Raw genomic sequence first — 19,432 nt, forward strand, 5'->3', positions numbered from 1 at the left:
CGAAAGACCCTAGGAATCCTGGGTCGCAGCCGGTAGTCGGCCGGCCTTTATGGCGTCGACGAGGCGCGCATGGTCGAGTTCTGTCTGGCGGGCATAGGCCAGCGCGAAGGCGCCGATGGCGTCGTCGAAGGTCGGGCTCTTGCCGAGGTAGGCGGACAGAATGACCGCGTCGGCGGTGCGGGAATGGGCTCGCGCCAGCACTTCGCCGCAGATGGCGGCATAGCGGCGGAAGCCGCCGGGCGACATGACCTCAACCCGCGGCTTGATCTTGGCATCGCGCAACTGGCGCACGTAGATGTGGCGGCCGGTCGGTCCGGTGGCGAATCCCAGCAGAAAGTCGCTCGCGGCCTGCAGCAGACGTTGGCCGCGAACCACCCGCTCACCATGGTGGGAATAGGGGCTTGGTCCTGCCTGGGCTTCGAGGACCGAGCGGGTCGCTTCCTTGAACTGGAGGTAGAGGGCCTCGCCATCGCCCGACACCATGAGCAGCACACCGCACAGTGTCCCGACCGAGCCCACGCCGACCACCTTGTAGGCGGCATCGGCGAGCCGATAACGTTCCACCAGCGTGCGGCGCTCGGGGGTCAGCGAGGTGCAGTAATCGTCCATCATTGCCTCCACTGCGGCCCGAAAAGCAGGCGCGGCAGCGGGCGCAGGATGATGCACGAGGGGCGGCTCGTCCTTGATACGCGGCGTGGGGCCGGGGTGATGGCTCAGCGAGGCGATTTCGACGGCATGGACGAGCGCGCTGCCTGCCTTGCGCAAGGAGCGCGCGTCGATGCCCATGGCTGCAGCCCTGTCTTCATCGTCGACGGTGAGGGCTCGGTACCAGGCATCGAGTATCGGTGTCTCGGCAAGCGTCGCCATGGTTTCCCGGTAGGCGCGTGCGACGATTGTCGCGAGTTCCGTGCGGCCCTTCTTGTCGAGCCGGTCGCGCGTGGCGACGGCGAAGCTCGTTGCCAGCCGCTTGAGGTCCCATTCCCAGGGCGCGACCGCGGTCTCGTCGTAATCGTTGATGTCGAAGACCAGTCGCCGTTCGGGTGTCGCGAAGCCGCCGAAGTTGAGGCAGTGGCAGTCGCCCGCGGACTGCACCACCGCGCCCGTTGTCGGCGTCATGGCAAGATCGGCCGCCATGATCGCGGCTGCTCCTCGCAGGAAGGCGAAGGGCGAGGCTTTCATGCGGGCGTAGCGCAGCGGCAGCAGATCGGGGAGTCGCGACTCGCCCTGTTCGATCAAGATCTCGATGGGATCGCGCCGATGGGACGGTGCCTCCCATGCCGCATGCGTCTTGCGTGAGCAACGCTCCCGCAGCACGCGGCCACGGGCTGTACGTTCGTCGAAGGAGAAAGTGTGTGTTTGTGGCGGCAGAGCGCCGGGAGACGTCTCGACCATGCAAGAATCATGGCACGAGCCGCAACAGACTGTCGACGGTATCGGCTTCGTCTGCCGGTTTGTCAGTGCGTATGCGATTGATGCGGGGAAAGCGCATCGCGACACCGGACTTGTGGCGTGTCGAGCGGGCGATGCCGTCGAAGGCGATCTCCAGCACCAGCCCGGGTGAAACTTCGCGGACGGGTCCGAAGCGATTCGTCGTGTGGTCGCGCACCCATTTGTCGAGCCAGCGCAGTTCCTCGTCGGTGAAGCCGAAATAGGCTTTGCCGACCGGCGCGAGTTCGCGCTTGCCGCCGGCGCCGTCCCTCCAACAGCCGAAGGTGAAATCCGAATAGAAGGAGCTGCGCTTGCCGTGGCCGCGCTGGGCGTACATCAGCACGCAATCGGCGAGCATCGGATCGTGCTTCCATTTGAACCAGGGACCCTTGGGGCGGCCGGCAAGGTAGGCGCTGTCGGCGCGCTTCAGCATGAGCCCTTCGATGCCGTCGGTACGCATCGCCTCGCGCTGCTCGGCAAGATGGATCCAGTCGCGGAAACTCACCAGGGGCGAGAGGTCGAAGCGCGGGCGCTCCTTCAAGGCGATCCAGGCTTCGAGGCGGGCGCGACGCTCGTCGAAGCTGAGGCCGCGCAAATCCTGGTCTTCGAGCCACAGCACATCATAGAGCCTGACATGGGCAGGATGCTCCTTGAGCATCTTCGGCGTGACGGTCTTGCGGTTCAGGCGCTGCTGCAGGTCGTTGAACGGCGCAACGGCAGTCTCGCGTCGCACCAGCAGTTCACCGTCGAACACGCCCTCGAAGTCGATGGCGTCGACGATGTCCGGAAAGGCGCCCGACACGTCCTCGCCGGCGCGGCTGTAGAGCCGCTTCACGCCGCCGGAAGAGGCGACCTGGACGCGGATGCCGTCCCATTTCCATTCGGCACGAAAGTGCGCCGGATCGAGCGTATCGAGCTCGGTCCGGTCGATCGGATGGGCGAGCATTGGCGGCAGGAAGGCACCGCCGGCGTTGCTGCTGGGTCGCGGTGCATCGTGCAGCAACCAGTCGAAGAGGGGCCGATAGGGTGCGCTCAGCCCGTGCCAGATTTCCTCGACGGCGTCGACGGGTTGATGCCCGAGATTGGCGGCTGCCTGCTTGGCAAGCCGGGCGGAGACGCCGACCCGAAGCGCGCCGGTCAACAGTTTCAACAGAGCCCAGCGCCCGGTCGAGTCGAGGGCATCGAGCCAGCGCTTCAGGATGGCGGGCGTTTCGCTGCGGCTCGCACGTTGCAGGGTCTCGACGACCTCCCCGAGCGTCGGCGGCGGCCCGGCGGCGGGATCGGTTTCCCAGATCAGCGCCAGGGTCTCGGCCAGGTCGCCGACATAGTCGTAGGACAGCGCGAAAAGCTCTTCGCCGATCCGTTCCTCCCCAAAGCCGCGTAGCAGCGCCGGCTTGGCGGCGGGGAAGTCGAGCCCGCCGGTCAGTGCCGCCAGCGCCCAGCCGCGGTCCGGATCGGGCGTCTCGCCGAGATAGGTCTCGATCAGGCGCAGCTTGGCGTTGCGGGCGGGCTGGAAGGAGAGTGCGTCGAGGAGGCGGGCGAAAGCCTGCACCTGTCAGGACTCCTCTTCCTCGCGGCCGGCGAGATGCAGTGCCTCGGCATCGATGCCGATCGAGCGGGCATAGTGGACCAACGCCTCTTCGCGGCCGTGCGTCACCCAGACTTTGGGAGCGCCGACATCCTTCAGGGTCTGGGTCAGCTCGGCCCAATCGGCATGGTCCGAGATGATCAAGGGCAGCTCCGCGCCGCGCTGGCGTGCCCGCGCCCGCACGCCCATCCAGCCGGAGCAGACGGCAGCGATGGGATCGGCGAAGCGTCGCGTCCAGCGGTCGGCAAGGGCCGAGGGCGGGCAGAGCACGATCGCTCCCTTGAAGGTTTCAAGGATCGCTTCGGAAACCGGCGCCACGTCGCCGAGGTCGATGCCGTGATCCTGGTAGAGTTTGCAAAGAGAGAGCAGGCTGCCGTGCAGCCAGATGCGTCTGTCGTAGCCCGCCTGCCGCAGCAGCCGGATGACCCTCTGGCACTTGCCCAGCGCGTAGACGCCCACCAGATGAGTACGCTCGGGAAAGGTCGCGACCGAGCGTAGGAGTTTGCCGATCTCGCCCGCGTCGGAGGGATGGTGGAAGACGGGCAACGCGAAAGTCGCTTCGGTGATGAAGACGTCGCACGGCACCGGCTCGAACGGCGGGCAGGTGGGATCCGGCCGGCGCTTGAAGTCGCCCGAGACGACGATGCGCTGGCCGCGATATGCCAGCACTGCTTGCGCCGAGCCCAGGATATGGCCGGCCGGCGCAAAGCCCACCTTGACCTCACCCATCTTGACGCTCTCGCCGTATTTCAGCGGCTGTTGGGCCGTATCGGGCATATCCTGAAAGCGGGCCCGCATGATCGCCAGCGTCTCGGGCGTGGCGAGGGCAGCGCGATGGCCCGGCCGTGCATGGTCGCCATGACCGTGCGTGATCACGGCGCGTGCGACGGCGAAGGCCGGGTCGACGTAGAAGTCGCCGGGCTCGCAGTACAGGCCGCGCGGCGTCGGATAGAGCCAGGACCTCGGGTTCAAGGGAGTGGGAGCGAGCGTGTCGGTTGTCATTGAGCCTGATGCATCCTACCCGACAGATATGGGGCTTCCCGACCTCTTTTCACGCTGGTTCGAAAGCCGTGGCTGGGCGCCGCGGCCGCATCAGCTCGCCCTGGTCGATCTGGCGCGCAAAGGCCGCAGCGCCTTGCTGATCGCGCCGACCGGCGGCGGCAAGACCCTGGCGGGCTTCCTGCCGTCATTGATCGAACTGACGGAGCGGCGACAGTCCGGCGAGGACCTGGCGCACAAGAAGGGGCAGGGCGAACTTCATACGCTCTACATCTCGCCCCTGAAGGCGCTGGCGACCGACATCCGGCGCAATCTCGAACTGCCGATTGCCGAAATGAAGCTGCCGGTGCGCGCCGAGAGCCGCACGGGTGACACGCCGCAGAGCCGCCGCCTGCGCCAGCGCGAACGGCCGCCCGATCTGTTGATGACCACGCCGGAGTCGCTGGCGCTGCTGCTCTCCTATCTCGACGCGGCGCGTTTCTTCGCCTCGCTGAAGTGCGTGATCATCGACGAACTGCACGCCTTTGCCACGACCAAGCGCGGCCATCATCTGGCGCTCTGCCTGTCGCGACTGGCCACGCTCGCACCGCAGGCGAGGTTCGTCGGCCTTTCGGCGACTGTCGCCGATCCGCCGGCGCTCGCCGACTTTCTCAAGCTGCGCGAGGAGCCGGTCGAGATCGTGATGGGCGAACCCGGTGCGCCGCCGGTCGTGACCATCATCGATGCCCAGGAGCGCATTCCCTGGGGCGGCCATATGGGGCGTCACGCGGTGCCGGAGATCTACAACATCATCCGCCAGCACAAGACCTCGATCATCTTCGTAAACACGCGCGCCCAGGCCGAGCTGGCCTTCGATGCGTTGTGGCGCATCAACGAGGAAAATCTGGCAATCGGCCTGCACCATGGGTCGCTGGCGGTGGAGCAGCGCCGCAAGGTCGAGGCGGCGATGTCGGCAGGGAGATTGCGCGCCGTCGTGGCGACGTCCTCGCTCGATCTCGGCATCGACTGGGGCGACGTCGATCTCGTGATTCAGATGGGCGCACCTAAGGGCGTGAGCCGTCTGATGCAGCGCATCGGTCGCGCCAATCACCGCCTCGACGAGCCGAGCCGCGCCATGATCGCACCGGCCAACCGCTTCGAGGTGCTGGAGTCGCTGGCCGCGCTCGAAGCCGTCGAGGCCCGCGAGCTCGACGGCGATCCGCCGCGGCCGCCGTGCCTCGACGTGCTGGCGCAGCACATCGTCGGCACCGCCTGTGCCCAGCCGATCGATCGCGAAGCCTTCTTCGCCGAGGTCCGCCGGACCCAGCCGTACCGCGACCTGTCGCGCCAGGATTTCGACGACACGTTCGACTTCGTTGCCACCGGCGGTTATGCGCTGGCCGCCTACGACCGCTGGCACCGTTTGAAGAAACTGCCCGATGGACGCTGGATGCTGGCCTCGCCGCTGGTGGCGCGGCAGTTCCGCATGAATGTCGGCACCATCGTCGAGCTGCCGCTGATCAAGGTGAAGATGCGGCGCGGGCCGGTGCTGGGCGAGGTCGAGGAGAGTTTCATCCAGGGGCTGGTGCCGGGCGACACCTTCGTCTTCGCCGGCCGGCTGCTGCGCTTCGAGGGGGTGAAGGAGCTGATGGCGCAGTGTTCGGTGGCCACGGGCGGCGATCCCAAGGTGCCGGCGTATGGCGGCGGCCGCCTGCCGCTCTCGACCTTCCTGGCCGACCGTGTACGCGGCATCCTGCAGGACCCGGCGCGGCACCCCAAGCTGCCGGCCGAAGTGCGCGAGTGGCTGCGCATTCAGCGTATCCGTTCGACCCTGCCCAGCGAGGACAAGCTCCTGATCGAAGGGTTCCCGCGCGGCGGCAAGCAGTTCATCGTGGCCTATTGCTTCGAGGGCCGGAACGCGCACCAGACACTCGGCATGCTGCTGACGCGCCGCATGGAACGCATGGGGCTGCGGCCGTTGGGCTTCGTCGCGACGGATTACGTGCTGGGCCTTTGGGGGCTCCGCCCACCGACCAAGGCGCAGCTCGACCAGCTCTTCGACGAGGACATGCTGGGTGACGATCTCGAAGCCTGGATGGACGAGTCGACGATGCTGCGGCGCTCGTTCCGCAATGTCGCGGTGATAGCCGGCCTGATCGAGCGGCGCTTCCCCGGCGAAGAGAAGTCGCGCCGGCAGGTGACGTTCAGCTCGGACCTGATCTACGACACGCTGCGCCAGCACGAGCCCGGCCACATCCTGCTGCGCGCCACGCGTCAGGATGCAGCCTGGCAGCTCGCCGACCTGAAGCGCCTGGGCGATCTTCTGAAGCGCGCCAAGGGCCGCATCGAATACCGCCGCCTTGATCGCATCTCGCCGCTCGCCGTGCCGGTTTTGCTGGAGATCGGCCGCGAGAGCGTGCTGGGCGGTACGGCGGAGGACGAACTGCTCGACATCGCGGCGCAGGAGCTGATCGACGAGGCGACGCGGCTCTGAGTCTTCGCTCAGAGCTCGGCCAACCGGCGGTATTTCACTTCGAGGCGCGTCAAGACGGCAAGGTTGCGCGTCGCCTCGGCGCCGGCCCAGCGCCGGTTGACGGCGCTCGCCTCGCGAATGCGTTCCAAGGTGCGGCGGTAGGTTTCCGTCCAGGCCGTCCTGTCGCCTTGCTGCGTGCCTTCGCGTGCCGCCTGACTCAAGGTCGCGTCGATGTTGATCATGCGGCAGGTGTAGCCGTAGGCCGCGGCCTTGAGGTCCGGTGAGGCGATCCAGGCTTCGAGCGTGCTGGGTGCGTAGAGCGGACAATCCTCCAGAGCCTGCGCGGCGGCGGGCCCTGCCAGTGAGACAGCGATCAGGAAAACGACGAGCAGTCGCACGTAAGGCCGGCCACCAGATCAGTGGAAGTCACGACTATGGATGCGAATCTTGGGCCGGTCGAGGACGATGCGGCTGCGGTCGTATCCCTGGGGCGTCGGCGGTTGGGTGGGCACGCTGCGGCTTGACCGGTGGCGTGTGGCGTTGGCCTCGGCGATCTTCATCGTCCGGCGGTCACCCGGATCGGTCCGGACCTCATCCCCGCGGCCCTGCGTGAGGTGGAAGGTGTCGAGATCGGAAATGGAGTCGAGTTCGGCCGAAAGATCCCAGAGCTCGTCGGCGACGAGGTGGATGACGACATAGTCTCCTTCGCCTTCGCGCTGGATTCTGCCGCGCACGCCCATCAGGCGCGAACCCATGACGATGCGGCGGTGCGCCTCGAACACCTTGGGCCAGACCACGAGGTTGGCGATGCCCACCTCGTCCTCGATGGTGACGAAGACCACACCCGAGGCGGTGCCCGGCCGCTGGCGTACCAGCACGAGGCCGGCTAGCGAGAAGACGTCGCCGTTCCTCGACTCCTTCAGGACCGCTGTGCTGGAGATTCCTCTTTGCGCGAAGGTGGGCCGCAGCAGCGCCAGCGGGTGCGAGCGCAGGGACAGGGAGAAGCTGGCGTAGTCGTCGACGACGGCTTCGCCGAGGGTCAGCGCCGGCAAGGTCACAGCCGGCTCAGGAGCCTGCACGGCCGGCCCGTCGAGCAAAGGCAGCGGCAGGTCGGAAAAGCCACGTACCGCCCACAACACGTCGCGGCGCGACAGGCCTAGCGAAACGAAGGCATCGGCGCGCGCCAACGCCAGGATCTGGCGCTTGGTAAGGCCGGAGCGCCGCCACAGATCGGCCGGATCGCGATAAGGCGTCGTGCGCTGCGCGACCATTCGATCGACGTCGGCCTCGGAGAGGCCGGTCACCTGGCGCAGGCCTAGGCGCAAGGCACAGCGGTTGCTGTGGTCCCTGCGTTCCAAAGTGCAATCCCAGATGCTCGCATTGATGTCGGGTGGGCGTACTTCGACACCGTGCTCGCGCGCATCACGGATCAGTTGCGCCGGTGCATAGAAACCCATGGGTTGCGAGTTGAGCAGGGCGGCGGCGAAGACTTCAGGATAGTAGTGCTTCACCCAGGAAGAGTCGTAGACCAGCAAAGCGAAGCTCGCGGCGTGGCTTTCGGGAAAGCCGTACTCGCCGAATCCTTCGATCTGCTTGAAACATCGCTCGGCAAAGCTGAGCTCGTAGCCTTTCTTCACCATGCCTTCGATGAAGGGGGTCTTGAACTTGTAGATCGTGCCGTTATGGCGGAATGTTGCCATGGCACGGCGCAATTTATCCGCTTCCTCCGGCGTGAAGTCGGCTGCGACCATGGCGATCTGCATTGCCTGTTCTTGGAACAATGGCACGCCCAGTGTTCTTTTCAGGACAGATTTGAGTTCCGGGCTTGGATAGGTGATGGCATCCGGATTGGCGCGGTTCTTCAGGTAAGGATGAACCATGCCGCCTTGGATCGGGCCGGGGCGTACGATCGCCACCTCGACCACGAGATCGTAATAGTCCTTTGGCTTCAGACGCGGCAGCATCGACATCTGAGCACGGCTTTCGACCTGGAAGACACCGACCGAATCGGCGCGCCACAGCATCTTGTAGACTTCCTGATCGTTCGGCCGCATGCCGAGCGACTTGTGCTCGTCGTAATGGGTTTTGAGCAAGTCGAAGCTCTTGCGTAAGGCCGTCAGCATGCCGAGGGCCAGCACGTCGACCTTGTAAATACCCAGAACGTCGAGATCGTCTTTGTCCCATTCGATGACGGTGCGGTCTTCCATCGCCGCATTCTGGATCGGCACCAATTCGTCCAACCGATCCTCGGTCAGGACGAAGCCACCGACATGCTGCGAGAGATGGCGCGGGAAGCCACACAGGGCAGAAGACAATTCAAGTGCCAGCATGAGGCGCGGATCCATGGGATCGAGGCCCGCATCCCGCACGTGATCGACTTTGACTCCGCTCGACCCCATGCCCCACACCGTGTCGGCCATCACGCCTACCGTGTCAGGCGAAAGACCGAGCACCTTGCCGACGTCGCGAATGGCACTGCGGCTCCTGTAGGCGATCACCGTGGCGGCCAAAGCAGCGCGCGTGCGGCCTTTTTCGTCGTAGATCCACTGGATCACTTCCTCGCGACGCTCGTGCTCGAAATCGACGTCGATATCAGGCGGTTCGTCTCGTGCGTTCGAGAGAAACCGCTCGAACAGAACCTCGACCTCTTTGGGGTTCACCGATGTGATGTGAAGGCAATAGCAGACGGCGGAATTGGCGGCGGAGCCACGACCCTGGCAGAGGATTTCCCGGCTGCGGGCATATTCGACGATCTCGTGCACGGTCAGGAAGTAAGGTGCGATCTTCTTTTGGTCGATCAGGTCGAATTCGTGCCGGATTGTGTCGGCGATGTCCTGAGGAATCCCATCGGGATAGCGCTTCCGGGCGCCCTCCCAGGTGAGACGCATGAGCTTGTTCATCGGCGTCTCGCCGCCTTCGTACAGGACCGGATACTGGTAGGTGAGTTCCTTGAGCGAGAAGCTGCAGCGCTGCACAATCTCCTGCGTGTGTGCGATGGCGTGTGGATGGCGGTGGAACAGGCGCGCCATTTCCCGGCCGTCCTTGAGATGACGCTCGGCGCTGGCGAAACGGCGGAAACCCAGTTCGTCGACGGTGCAGCCCAGCCGAATGGCGGTCACCACATCCTGCAGAGCCCGTCGTTCGGGAGCGTGATAGTGCACGTCGTTGGTGGCGACGAAACGCACGCCGAATTCGGCGGCGAGATTGTCGAGCCGGGCGAGGCGGCGGGCATCGTCGCCGCGGAACAACATGGAACCGGCGAGATAGCAGCGGTCGCCGAACAGATCAGCGAGGGCGCGTAGCCGTTCGTGGAAGGTTGGATCGTCGAGGTGGCGTGGCGGCAGGACGATCGCCAGGATGCCTTCGGCATGTGCTGCGAGATCGTCGAAGGTGAGGTTGCACTTCCCCTTCGCCGCTCGCCGGTTGCCCTGGGTCAGCAGGCGGGAGAGGCGCTTGTAGGCATCGAGATCGGTGGGATAGGCGAGCAGCGAGTAGCCGTCGCGCGTTTCGATACGGCTGCCGACCAGTAGTTTGATCCTGTCGGGATCGGTCTTCTTCTCCCCTTTGGCGGCAGCGAAGGCCCGCACCACCCCCGCCAGCGTGTTGCGGTCGGTGATGCCAATGGCGGTATGGCCGAGCTCGATCGCACGCTCTACCAGCTCACGCGGATGCGAGCCGCTGCGCAGGAAGCTGTAGTTGGTCGTGACCTGGAGCTCGGCATAGTCCATGGCTTCATGCCGGGACGAGTTCGCGTATGCGGGCGAGCGGCAAGCCACGCACGTCGATTGCCGCTGTCTTCAAGGCTTGCAAGAAAGTCTCGTCAGTGCAGACCAGAGGCGCGGCGGTGGCTTCGGCGCAGGCCGCATAGAAGCATTCGTGCACCGGCCGGCCACATTGCAGGGCGATGGCGAAGGCGCGGTTGCGCAATCGGGCCGAGTCGACGAAAGCCGAAATGAAAGCGGGCAGGGCGATGTTGCGCACAATGGGCTCGGCTTGTTCGGCCGAAATCTCGCCACGTGTCACTTTCTTCCATGCCAGCTCGGCGACACCGGCGATCAGAATGTCGGGCGCGATCAGCTCGTGCTTGTCGGCCAGCAACATGCGCGCCTGCGGGCGTAATGGCTCCTCGACGAACCATTTAAGCGCCACACTGGGATCGACGACGACGATCATGGCTCGCTGCCTGCACAGGCGAGCAGGCCGCTGTCGGTCTGCAACACGATGGTGGGTGTCATGGCGGCGATGCGGTCGGCTTCGGCCAGAGCATCGAGTACCAGTGGCTGGCGCGACGTATGGGTGAGCAGGTCGCGCAGATCGGCTTCGAGGGAGCGCTTGCGGCTGCGGGCACGCGCCTTCAGACGTTCGATGGTCGCGTCGTCGAGACCGCGAATCGTCAGGGTGTTCTTGGGCTTCTTTGCCACCTCTTCCACCACTTGCACTTCTTCCATGTTCCCCTCCTAGGCGCAGAAACCGTGGAGGAACCAGCGCGCCGTCGGCTGGCCGTTGGCGGCGACCTTGTAGGCGCCGTCGCGGAACAGCCAGAAGCGGCCGCCATCGTCGTCCTCGACACGGTAGTAATCGCGAACCAGCGGCACGCCGCCGGCCGGTGGTCGGCTGCCATCGGGCCGCGGCCGCCACCATTCGTCGGCAATCCGCTCCGGTCCTTCGGCGCGCACGATTCGATGCTTGTGCTGGCGCCAGGAAAAATGGCGCGGCGGATCGTCGGGCACCGGCGCCATGACATCGACCGGCTCGGACCGCTGCAGCAGCCGCGTCGGCCGCGCGCCCTTGAGGCCGGCCACGCGCGCCCAGGCGCCGGTCGCGGCAGGCTTCGTCCCGACAGAGACCGCGACCTGCACGCGTTCGGGCAGATGACTGTCGCGTGGCAGCAACCGCACGACATTCGCTGTTCCCAACCGCAGCGCCAAACGGTCGGCAAGATCGATCGTGCCGTCGATGCCAGCGGGAACGGCCGGTGCGTTCTGGTCGGGCAGGGCATCCTGCGTGCCACTCCAGGCCTCGACTTCGGGGGCGCCCAGGATCATCAGTTCGACGCCGAAGCCGGCATCGAGTTCCCCTAGTTTTTCCTCGAAGAGTTTCATCAATCTCGGATTGTCGCGATTGGGTCGGCTGGTGCCGATCGACGTGCGGTCGACCGATCCGTCGACGCGGTAGAGCGCGATCTTGAGCTTGCGGGCCCCGACACCCGCCTGCTCGAACTGCCGACAGAGTGCGGCCAGGAGCCGGCTGGTGGCGGCAGCGATATCCTCCGGCCGGCCGATAGGTTCGGCGAAGGCGAGGCGTGTACGGAAAGCGGGTGGTGGGCGGCGCGGCTCGATTGGCTCGGCAAGCGTGCCCAGCGCCTGGTCGAGGCGGGCGAGGGGCTGGTCGCCGAACCGGCGGGCGAGCGGCGCTCGCGGCATCGGGTAGAGATCGCCGATGCGACGCAGGCCGAGCTTGAGGAAGGTCTCCAGGATCGGTGCATCGAGCCGCAACCCTTCGACCGGCAGCCCCGCGAGCGCGGCGCGCTGGCTGTGGCGAGGGCAGAAGAGATCGGCTTGGCGTTCGGCGAAGCGGGCCAATGCCCAGGCGGCACCCGCCGTGTCGGCCATTGCCGCCCGGCAAGCAAAATCGTGTCGTGAAAGCCGCTGGGTCAGGTCGGCGAGCAGGGCGCGTTCGCCGGCCTCGCCCGTGCCGAAGAGATGGGTGCAGCCCGTGACGTCGAGCAGCAGGCCGGCATCGCCGCCGAAGCCGCCGGCACTGCAGGCTTCCGTGCCTTCCTCGGCGATGGCACTGCCCAGAGGATCGATTGCCACCCAGGGCGTGTAGCGATCGCACCAATTGGCAATCGTCTCGATCAGTCGGCGGTCGGCCTGCGGTTCGCCTGCCGTGGTGACGAGATCGGGCAGCAAGGCACGCGCATCGGCCAGCCGCATGTGCGGACGCAGACCGGCGGCGCGAGCATGGCCGTTGACTGCGGCAAGGCGCGGGCAGCCATCGTGCCAAACGACGGTAGCGGCCGATCTAGCCGACCAGTCGCGCGGCGTCGGACTCTGGCCAGTACGCGCTAGACGATCCGTCGAGAGTTTGGGGAACCACAGAGAGACAATGCGTTTCATCGTTCCACTCCACGAGCCATGACGGGATTTCAGCAGCCGACGGTGTGCCGAAGCGGTTGCGCCTCAGTTCGAGACGCCAGCGCGCGGCGCCGACATCGCTGAGGCCAGGTGTCGAATGCGAGGGCGCCGAGGCGATTCGCCAGCGCGTCGCGCACACGCTTTGCGGTGGCGCAGGCTGTGCCCTCAGCAGCAAAGCGGGAATGCCGCTCTTCTCGGCAGCCAGCGACAGGCGGCGGCCCGCAGTCGGGTCGGCGGCGCGCGTCTCGCCCAGGACCACGGCGATGCCGGGACAGCGCAGCCCTTCTTCCATTGCCCAGAAGAGATCCGCGTCGCGCTGCGCTGTGACCATCAGCACGCGAGCCGGGTCGAACCAGGCGGAGAGCGTCGGCATGTAAGGCGGAGCATCGAAGGTGCCCGTGGGACGCCGGCACCACAGGATCGTCCCCCCGGTCTGCCGGACGAAGCGACCGACGATATGTCCGGCAAACCCCAGCGCCGCCCCGTCATGCGAAGCGACACGGCCGGAGGGTGCAGGGCCTGCCTCGATCTCGTGCAGCGCGCCGGTCAGCAGACCGCCGTCGGGCAGCAGGGCATCGATGGCCGGCAGTCCCAAGGCTACGCTGGCAGCGCGACCGCCCCTTTGGGCGCTGTGGGCGCGCTCCAGCCGGCGCACTTTTTCCCGCAGGCCGAGCGGGACGGCGGCTGCCAGATCGTTGGCGGCAGGGGGAGCAAAGGCATTTGGGGAAATGACAGGCATCGCCCCCTCGAAGGTCGATGAAACGCGTTGGGGATATTCAGAGATACAATGTTCTTGTTTTGTTCTAGTTCTCTCGGCGCCAAGAGTCAACGGGAGTCCGAGGGGAGGGATTAAGGGGCTGGCATGCCGCCTGCATTTTGCTGAAGCTGAGGGGCTTTCCCGCGATACCGCGCCGGAGATCCAATGACCGCACGCCTATCCGCCACCGCCCTGCTGGCGACCCTGTTTGCCCTGCTGGCAGGGTCAGCGCTGGCGCGCTGTTCCAAAAACCTCGTCGAGCTGGGTCCTGCTCTGTTGGGCCGGGGCGTTCAGGTCGCTTCGCTCGATGGCATGCAAATGGTCGCTGACAGCGCCAGCCGTGCCATCATCACTTTCCTCGGCCATGCCAGTTTCGAGATCAACACACCTCAAGGTGTGCGGGCCATCACCGACTACAACGGCCTGAACGGCTTTGGCCGAAAGCCCGACATCGTGACGATGAACAACGCGCACTCCACCCACTACACGGATCATCCCGAGGAGGGCATCACCTACGTACTGCCGGGATGGCCGACCAAGCCCGGCGAAACCGAAGCCAAGCACGACGTCACCTTGAAGGATCTCAAGGTATCGAACGTGCCGACCAATGCGCGCGACTGGGGCGGCGGTTCGGCGCGCATCAACGGCAACTCGATCTTCACCTTCACCATCGGCGATCTCTGCATTGCCCATCTCGGCCACTTGCACCACCGCCTCACCAAGGAGCATCTCGACGAGCTCGGCCGCATCGACGTGCTGATGGTGCCGATCGACGGCGCCTACACGGTGGGTTTGCCGGTCATGGTGGAGGTCGTACGCCAGCTTCAGCCGCGCATCGTCCTGCCCATGCACTATTGGGGCCGCGGTCAGGTCGCGCGTTTCGAGGAGCTGATGCAGGACCAGGATGCCGTCTTCATCTGGCCCGACCGCCGCACCATCGAGGTCGCGCACGATACCCTACCGGAGAAGCTCACCGTTTATGTCGTTGGCGGTAATGGCGGCGATTGATTACAAGACAAGGCATAAGAGGTCGCGATGCTGAGCTGGGTGGTCCGCCTGATTTTGATTGCTGCGAATTTCGTGGCGGGGTTCTTTGTCGCCGAAGACGCCCTCAACTTCGAGGTCATCCAGGGCGTGATCTCACTGTTTCTCGTCGCGCTGGTGGTGTTCATCCTGGCCTTCTGGCCCTCGAGCTGGACGCGCTTCTTCAACAATCTCGGTAAGAAAGCCTAGGCAGGTTCCGCAATCGCAACCGAAACCGATCACTATCTCGCGCGCTGGAACCTCAAACCCGACGGCGATCTGCTGAAGACTCACAGCAGCGTCCTGCTGCCGGTGCGTCGCGGGGACGTTCCGGCAATGCTGAAGATCGCGCTCGAGAAGGAAGAACAGCGGGGCTGTCGCCTGATGGCCTGGTGGCGAGGCGAGGGCGCCGCGCGCGTGTTGGCCGAGGACGACGGCGTGCTTCTACTCGAACGCGCCATGGGGCCACGGTCGCTGGCGACGATGGCGCGCTCCGGCCAGGACGACGAAGCGACGCGTATTCTTTGCGAGGTGACCAGTCGCTTGCATCGGCACTGCGCCCCGCTGCCTCCCGATCTCGTACCGCTCACAGTCTGGTTCGAGCCGCTATTGCGAGCTCGAGGTCAGGACGGCGTCATTGCAGAGGGCCGCAGCGTTGCGCAGGAACTTCTGGAGCATCCGCGGGAGATCGTCGTGCTGCACGGCGACATCCATCACGAGAACGTGCTGGATGCCGGCTCGCGCGGTTGGATCGTCATCGATCCGAAGGGACTGCTGGGCGACCGCGCCTTTGATTTCGTGAACATCCTGCGCGATCCTGACGAACCGACGGCCCTTGCGCCGGGCCGCTTTGCGCGTCAGGTCGAAGTCATCGCCGAAGCCGCTGCCCTCGACCGCACACACCTGCTGCGCTGGACACTCGCCTTCGCCAGCCTCTCGGCCGTATGGATCCTGGGCGATGGCGACCATCCGGGCCTCGACCTTGTCGTCGCCGAGCTGGCGGCAGCGGCCCTCAGAGCCTGAGGTTGGTGCGCGCCAGGTCGATGATCTGCGTGGCGCGGCCGTCCATCACGGCCTTCATCAGGAACAGGCTGAAGCCGTAGGCCTGTTCGAGCGTCGCCTTGGGCGGCATGGCGAGTTCCTGGCGGGCGCTTACGACATCGACCAGGGCAGGCCCCTTGTGGGCGAAGGCATCGCGCAGGGCACCTTCGAGCTTGGCCGGGTCCTCGACCCTGACGCCCTTGATACCCATGGCCGCGGCCATGGCTGCGAAGTCGGGGTTCTTGAGTGTGACGGCGGTGTCGACAAAGCCCGCGGCCTTCATCTCCATCTCGACGAAGCCCAGCGTGCCGTTGTTCAGCACTACCACCTTCACCGGCAGGCCGAGCTGGGCGAGGCTGATGAAATCGCCCATCATCATGGCGAAGCCGCCGTCGCCCGACATGGAGATGACTTGCCGGCCCTTGTGTGAGGCCTGCGCGCCGATCGCCTGCGGCATGGCGTTGGCCATCGAGGCGTGATTGAACGAGCCGATCAGGCGCCGCTTGCCGTTCATCTTCAGATAGCGTGCCGCCCACACCGACTGCGTGCCGACATCGCAGGTGAAGACCGCGTCGTCATCGGCCAGCTCGCTGATCAGGCGCGCAACGTACTGCGGATGGATGATCTTGCCGCCGGGCTTGCTCTCGGCGAGTTTGTCGAGATCGGCGCGTGCCTTGGCATAGTGTGCGAGGGCGGCGTCGAGGAACGTCCGGTCCGTCTTGGGTTTCAGCCGGGGCAGCAGGGCCGCCACCGTATCGGCGACGGTGCCGACCACTCCGATATCGAGGCGGCAGCGATTGCCGAGGCTTTCGGCCCTGATGTCGATCTGCGCCACCTTGGCCTGCTCGGGGTAGAATTGCCGATAGGGGAAGTCGGTGCCGAGCAGCAGCAGCGTGTCGCATTCCTTCATGGCGGCATAGCCCGAAGCGAAGCCGATCAGGCCGGTCATGCCGACATCGAAGGGATTGTCGTACTCGACATGCTCCTTGCCACGCAGCGAATGCACGATCGGCGCATTCAGAGTGCGCGCCAGGTCGACCACGGCGCCATGTGCACCGGCGCAGCCTGCGCCGCACATCATGGTGACTTTCTTGCCGTTGTTCAGGAGCTCGGCCAAAGCATCGAGATCGGCATCGGACGGCCGCACGACCGGCGGCTTGGGGGCGAGCCAGGTCGCGACCTTGGCGTCGGTCTTGAGCAGCGCCACGTCGCCCGGGATCACGACCACCGCCACGCCGCGCTCGGCGACGGCGACGCGGATCGCCTTGTCGAGGACCCGCGGCATCTGATCGGGATTGGAGACCAGCTCGACATAGTGCGAGCACTCGGCGAAGAGCTGCTCGGGGTGCGTCTCCTGAAAATAGTGGCCACCGATCTCCGCACTCGGAATATGCGCGGCGATCGCCAGCACGGGCACGCGGCTGCGGTAGCAGTCGAACAGGCCGTTGATGAGGTGCATGTTGCCGGGGCCGCAGCTCCCGGCGCAGACCGCAAGTTCGCCGGTGAGGTGGGCTTCGGCGCCGGCGGCGAAGGCGCCGGCTTCCTCGTGGCGCATGTGGACCCAGTCGATCTCCTTCATGCGGCGCAGCGAATCGGTAAAGCCGTTCAGGGAGTCTCCAGCAACGCCGTAGATACGCTTCACGCCGGCGGCGCGCAGGGTTTCGGCCATCAGGTCGGCGATCGTCCGTGCCATGCTGAACTCCGTGATGTTGAGGGGAGAAGGTCTCCTAGGCGCGACCCTTCTCGAAGCCGGCCAGAAACTGAACCAGGTTGCGGCCGAGATCGTCGCCGAGATAGCCGCCTTCCTGCACCAAGACCGTCGGCAGGCCGGCGCGTGCAATCTTTTCGGCCATGGCGTGGAAGCCGGCGCCGGTCACTTTCAACCCCTGCAAGGGATCGCTCTCGCTGGCATCGAGGCCCAGCGCCACGACCAGAGCGGTCGGCTGGAATTCCCTGATGCGGGCCAAGGCCTTGTCTCCGGCATCGAGCCACGGCGCGTCCGCGGAGCCCAGGGGCAGCGGCAGGTTGAGATTGAAGCCCTGGCCTTTGCCGGCGCCATGCTCGTGGGCGTGGCCCCAGAAGTAGGGATAGTAGTTCGCGGGATCGGCGTGGATCGAGATAGTCAGCACGTCGTCGCGCTCGTAGAAGATTCCTTGCGTCCCGTTGCCGTGATGCACGTCGACATCCAGCACCGCGACGCGGGCGTGTTGGCTCCGCAGGCGTTGGGCTGCGACCGCCGTGTTGTTCAGGAAGCAGAAGCCGCCCGCCATGTCGGCATAGGCGTGATGGCCGGGCGGCCGGCAGAGCGCATAAGCCTGCCGCTCGCCCCCCAGCACCATATCGGCCACGGTGGTCGCCACTTCCGTGGCGGCAAGGGCTGCCTCCCAGGTGTGTGGTCCGATCGGACAAGCCATGTCGACCTGATGCCAGCCGGCCCGACCGGCTAGCGCCTTGGGATAGGAGGCATGGGCGCGCGCCGGATGGACGTTGGGCACGACCTCCGGGCTGGCGCCGGGCAGCTTGGCCCATTCGCGTGCGGCGATCTGCAGGAAGTCGATGTATTCCGGCGTATGCACCGTGGCGGCGGGAGCACTGCCAAACGCCTTGGGCGGCAGGATCTCGTGGCCGGCCTCGCGGGCCGCCGCAAGCAGTCGGGTGGCACGTTCCGGCTGCTCGGCGCTGCGCTGCTTCACGCCGCGGACGATGAAGGTCTGGGGATCGTGGCCGGCGTGCTTGTCGGAATAGACGATCTTCATAGGGTCGCGATGGCCTTTGCGTCGCGGAGAGAGGCGATATCCGTATCGCTATAGCCCACTTCGCGCATGATCTCGACCGTGTGTTCGCCCACCATGGGGGACTTGCGCCGCGTCTCGACGGGAGCGTCGGAGAGCTTGATAGGATTGGCCGCCGACTTCACCGGGCCAATGCCGGGATAGTCGATTTCGAGCACGCTGCCGCGCGCCTCGGCATGTGCGCTCACCATGACGTCGCTCACCTTGTAGGCGGCGCCGCAGGCCATGCCGGCCGGAATGAGCTTGTCGAGCAGCTCGTCTGCCGTGTGCTCCATGAAATAGGCTTCGATCATCGGCTCCAGGATGGCGCGGTTGGCGACACGGTCAGCATTGGTGGCGAAGCGCTTGTCGGCCAGCCATTCCTGCTTGCCGAGCGCCGTGCAGAGCAGCCGCCAGAAGGCATCGTTGGTTCCTGCGACGAAGATCGGCCGCGTCTTGGTCGGGAAGACGCGCAGCGGCGACAGGATCGAGTTGGAGGTGCCCATGCGGACGGGGTCCTCGCCGGTGCGGCCCTGGTTGGTGATCCAGTGGCTCATCATGTGCATGCCGACGTCGAACAGCGACAGGTCGAGCCGTTGGCCCTTGCCGGTCTTGTGCCGGCCCAGCAATGCGAAGGCAATGCCAGCCGCGCAGAACGAGCCGGTGCAATAGTCGATCGCGGCGGTGCCGACGCGGCACATCTCACCACCGTCCGGGCCGGTCGCGTCCATCAGGCCGATCTCGGCCTGGATGCAGGGATCGTAGCCGGCACGGCCTGCATAGGGGCCGGTCTGGCCGTAGCCCGAGACCGAGGCATAGATCAGGCGCTCGTTCTCCTTGGAGACGGTATCCCAGCCGAAACCCAGCTTGTCGATGACGCCCGGCGTGAAGGCTTCCATGAACACGTCAGCCTTGCGCACCAGGCGCATCAGCACGTCGCGGCCACCCTGGGTGCGCAGGTCGAGCGCGAGGCCGCGCTTGTTGCGATTCATCGAAGGCACCCAGGCGCCGTCGAAATGCGGGCGGAAATGCTCGCCGTTCAACGGCTCGACCTTGATCACATCGGCGCCCATGTCGCCCAGGATCTGGCCGGCGGTCGGTCCGGCGATGACTTGCGTGAGGTCGAGAACGAGCGTGTCGGAAAGCGGCAGCATGGGCGTGAAATTCCTCCTGGAGGGCAGCACCCTTGCAAGACCCAGACCTGCCGCTCAAGCACTTCGTTTCGCTGGCTGGCAT

At 65.8% G+C, this 19,432-nt stretch carries 16 protein-coding genes; 4 read left to right on the forward strand and 12 right to left on the reverse strand.

The window, feature by feature from the left end; all coding sequences use genetic code 11:
- Positions 1–9: 9 nt before the first annotated feature.
- From BN60_RS04505 to BN60_RS04515, 3 genes are read right to left on the reverse strand one after another with little or no spacing between them, the layout of a single operon-like run.
- The gene (locus BN60_RS04505; RefSeq protein WP_020694805.1) at positions 10–1,392 is read right to left on the reverse strand and encodes a DUF2252 domain-containing protein; all 1,383 of its coding nucleotides are present in this window, start codon (positions 1,390–1,392) and stop codon (positions 10–12) included.
- A 7-nt stretch (positions 1,393–1,399) separates the two neighbouring features.
- Positions 1,400–2,980: a cisplatin damage response ATP-dependent DNA ligase gene (locus BN60_RS04510; protein WP_020694806.1), complete on the reverse strand. Its 1,581-nt coding sequence runs from the start codon at positions 2,978–2,980 to the stop codon at positions 1,400–1,402.
- Positions 2,981–2,983: 3 nt separating this feature from the next.
- Positions 2,984–4,018, reverse strand: coding sequence for a ligase-associated DNA damage response exonuclease (locus tag BN60_RS04515; protein WP_020694807.1), 1,035 nt, complete (start codon positions 4,016–4,018; stop codon positions 2,984–2,986).
- 28 nt (positions 4,019–4,046) lie between these two features.
- Here BN60_RS04515 and BN60_RS04520 point away from each other — a divergent pair, with 28 nt between their 5' ends.
- Entirely contained in the window at positions 4,047–6,488 is a 2,442-nt protein-coding gene (locus BN60_RS04520) for a ligase-associated DNA damage response DEXH box helicase (RefSeq protein WP_020694808.1), read from the forward strand.
- An 8-nt stretch (positions 6,489–6,496) separates the two neighbouring features.
- Here BN60_RS04520 and BN60_RS04525 read toward each other — a convergent pair whose 3' ends face one another.
- From BN60_RS04525 to BN60_RS04550, 6 genes are read right to left on the reverse strand one after another with little or no spacing between them, the layout of a single operon-like run.
- Positions 6,497–6,865: a hypothetical protein gene (locus BN60_RS04525; RefSeq protein WP_020694809.1), complete on the reverse strand. Its 369-nt coding sequence runs from the start codon at positions 6,863–6,865 to the stop codon at positions 6,497–6,499.
- 18 nt (positions 6,866–6,883) lie between these two features.
- Positions 6,884–10,195 (reverse strand): error-prone DNA polymerase, encoded by a 3,312-nt coding sequence (locus BN60_RS04530; RefSeq protein WP_020694810.1) that lies wholly within the window; start codon positions 10,193–10,195, stop codon positions 6,884–6,886.
- A 4-nt stretch (positions 10,196–10,199) separates the two neighbouring features.
- The gene (locus BN60_RS28565; RefSeq protein ID WP_020694811.1) at positions 10,200–10,640 is read right to left on the reverse strand and encodes a type II toxin-antitoxin system VapC family toxin; all 441 of its coding nucleotides are present in this window, start codon (positions 10,638–10,640) and stop codon (positions 10,200–10,202) included.
- Positions 10,637–10,915, reverse strand: a complete 279-nt coding sequence (locus tag BN60_RS04540) for a FitA-like ribbon-helix-helix domain-containing protein (protein ID WP_020694812.1) — start codon at positions 10,913–10,915, stop codon at positions 10,637–10,639. The genes BN60_RS28565 and BN60_RS04540 overlap by 4 nt, the downstream gene beginning before the upstream one ends.
- 9 nt (positions 10,916–10,924) lie before the next feature.
- Positions 10,925–12,586, reverse strand: coding sequence for a Y-family DNA polymerase (locus BN60_RS04545; protein ID WP_083855953.1), 1,662 nt, complete (start codon positions 12,584–12,586; stop codon positions 10,925–10,927).
- A complete protein-coding gene (locus BN60_RS04550; protein WP_020694814.1) occupies positions 12,492–13,343 on the reverse strand; it encodes an ImuA family protein in 852 nt (283 codons plus the stop codon). Before BN60_RS04550 ends, BN60_RS04545 begins: the two co-directional genes overlap by 95 nt.
- Positions 13,344–13,526: 183 nt before the next feature.
- Between BN60_RS04550 and BN60_RS04555 the strand changes: the two genes are divergently transcribed.
- The 3 genes from BN60_RS04555 to BN60_RS04565 are packed head-to-tail and all read left to right on the forward strand — an operon-like array spanning position 13,527 to position 15,407.
- Positions 13,527–14,369 (forward strand): MBL fold metallo-hydrolase, encoded by an 843-nt coding sequence (locus tag BN60_RS04555; RefSeq protein WP_020694815.1) that lies wholly within the window; start codon positions 13,527–13,529, stop codon positions 14,367–14,369.
- A gap of 27 nt (positions 14,370–14,396) precedes the next feature.
- Entirely contained in the window at positions 14,397–14,594 is a 198-nt protein-coding gene (locus BN60_RS04560) for a hypothetical protein (protein WP_020694816.1), read from the forward strand.
- A 12-nt stretch (positions 14,595–14,606) separates the two neighbouring features.
- Positions 14,607–15,407 carry an aminoglycoside phosphotransferase family protein gene (locus BN60_RS04565; protein WP_043283631.1) on the forward strand — a complete coding sequence of 267 codons (801 nt, stop codon included), beginning with the start codon at positions 14,607–14,609 and terminating at the stop codon, positions 15,405–15,407.
- On the opposite strand, the gene poxB is transcribed toward BN60_RS04565, so the two are convergent.
- From poxB to BN60_RS04580, 3 genes are read right to left on the reverse strand one after another with little or no spacing between them, the layout of a single operon-like run.
- Positions 15,397–17,118 carry a ubiquinone-dependent pyruvate dehydrogenase gene (gene poxB / locus BN60_RS04570; RefSeq protein ID WP_020694818.1) on the reverse strand — a complete coding sequence of 574 codons (1,722 nt, stop codon included), beginning with the start codon at positions 17,116–17,118 and terminating at the stop codon, positions 15,397–15,399. The genes BN60_RS04565 and poxB overlap by 11 nt on opposite strands.
- A gap of 34 nt (positions 17,119–17,152) precedes the next feature.
- Positions 17,153–18,181, reverse strand: a complete 1,029-nt coding sequence (locus BN60_RS04575; RefSeq protein WP_020694819.1) for a histone deacetylase family protein — start codon at positions 18,179–18,181, stop codon at positions 17,153–17,155.
- On the reverse strand, positions 18,178–19,350 hold the full coding sequence (locus BN60_RS04580) for a CaiB/BaiF CoA transferase family protein (protein WP_020694820.1): 1,173 nt from the start codon (positions 19,348–19,350) through the stop codon (positions 18,178–18,180). Before BN60_RS04580 ends, BN60_RS04575 begins: the two co-directional genes overlap by 4 nt.
- Positions 19,351–19,432: the final 82 nt, after the last annotated feature.

The sequence above is a fragment of the Reyranella massiliensis 521 genome (assembly GCF_000312425.1).
GTDB classification, from domain to species: Bacteria; Pseudomonadota; Alphaproteobacteria; order Reyranellales; family Reyranellaceae; genus Reyranella; species Reyranella massiliensis.

What these genes read in the sequence shown, in the direction of transcription:
- BN60_RS04505 (WP_020694805.1), bottom strand. Translation starts at nt 1,392, where the DNA reads ATGGTCGAGACGTCTCCCGGCGCTCTGCCGCCACAAACACACACTTTC.
- BN60_RS04515 (WP_020694807.1), bottom strand. Translation starts at nt 4,018, where the DNA reads ATGACAACCGACACGCTCGCTCCCACTCCCTTGAACCCGAGGTCCTGG.
- BN60_RS04520 (WP_020694808.1), top strand. Translation starts at nt 4,047, where the DNA reads ATGGGGCTTCCCGACCTCTTTTCACGCTGGTTCGAAAGCCGTGGCTGG.
- BN60_RS04530 (WP_020694810.1), bottom strand. Translation starts at nt 10,195, where the DNA reads ATGGACTATGCCGAGCTCCAGGTCACGACCAACTACAGCTTCCTGCGC.
- BN60_RS28565 (WP_020694811.1), bottom strand. Translation starts at nt 10,640, where the DNA reads ATGATCGTCGTCGTCGATCCCAGTGTGGCGCTTAAATGGTTCGTCGAG.
- BN60_RS04540 (WP_020694812.1), bottom strand. Translation starts at nt 10,915, where the DNA reads ATGGAAGAAGTGCAAGTGGTGGAAGAGGTGGCAAAGAAGCCCAAGAAC.
- BN60_RS04545 (WP_083855953.1), bottom strand. Translation starts at nt 12,586, where the DNA reads ATGAAACGCATTGTCTCTCTGTGGTTCCCCAAACTCTCGACGGATCGT.
- BN60_RS04550 (WP_020694814.1), bottom strand. Translation starts at nt 13,343, where the DNA reads ATGCCTGTCATTTCCCCAAATGCCTTTGCTCCCCCTGCCGCCAACGAT.
- BN60_RS04555 (WP_020694815.1), top strand. Translation starts at nt 13,527, where the DNA reads ATGACCGCACGCCTATCCGCCACCGCCCTGCTGGCGACCCTGTTTGCC.
- BN60_RS04560 (WP_020694816.1), top strand. Translation starts at nt 14,397, where the DNA reads ATGCTGAGCTGGGTGGTCCGCCTGATTTTGATTGCTGCGAATTTCGTG.
- poxB (WP_020694818.1), bottom strand. Translation starts at nt 17,118, where the DNA reads ATGGCACGGACGATCGCCGACCTGATGGCCGAAACCCTGCGCGCCGCC.
- BN60_RS04575 (WP_020694819.1), bottom strand. Translation starts at nt 18,181, where the DNA reads ATGAAGATCGTCTATTCCGACAAGCACGCCGGCCACGATCCCCAGACC.
- BN60_RS04580 (WP_020694820.1), bottom strand. Translation starts at nt 19,350, where the DNA reads ATGCTGCCGCTTTCCGACACGCTCGTTCTCGACCTCACGCAAGTCATC.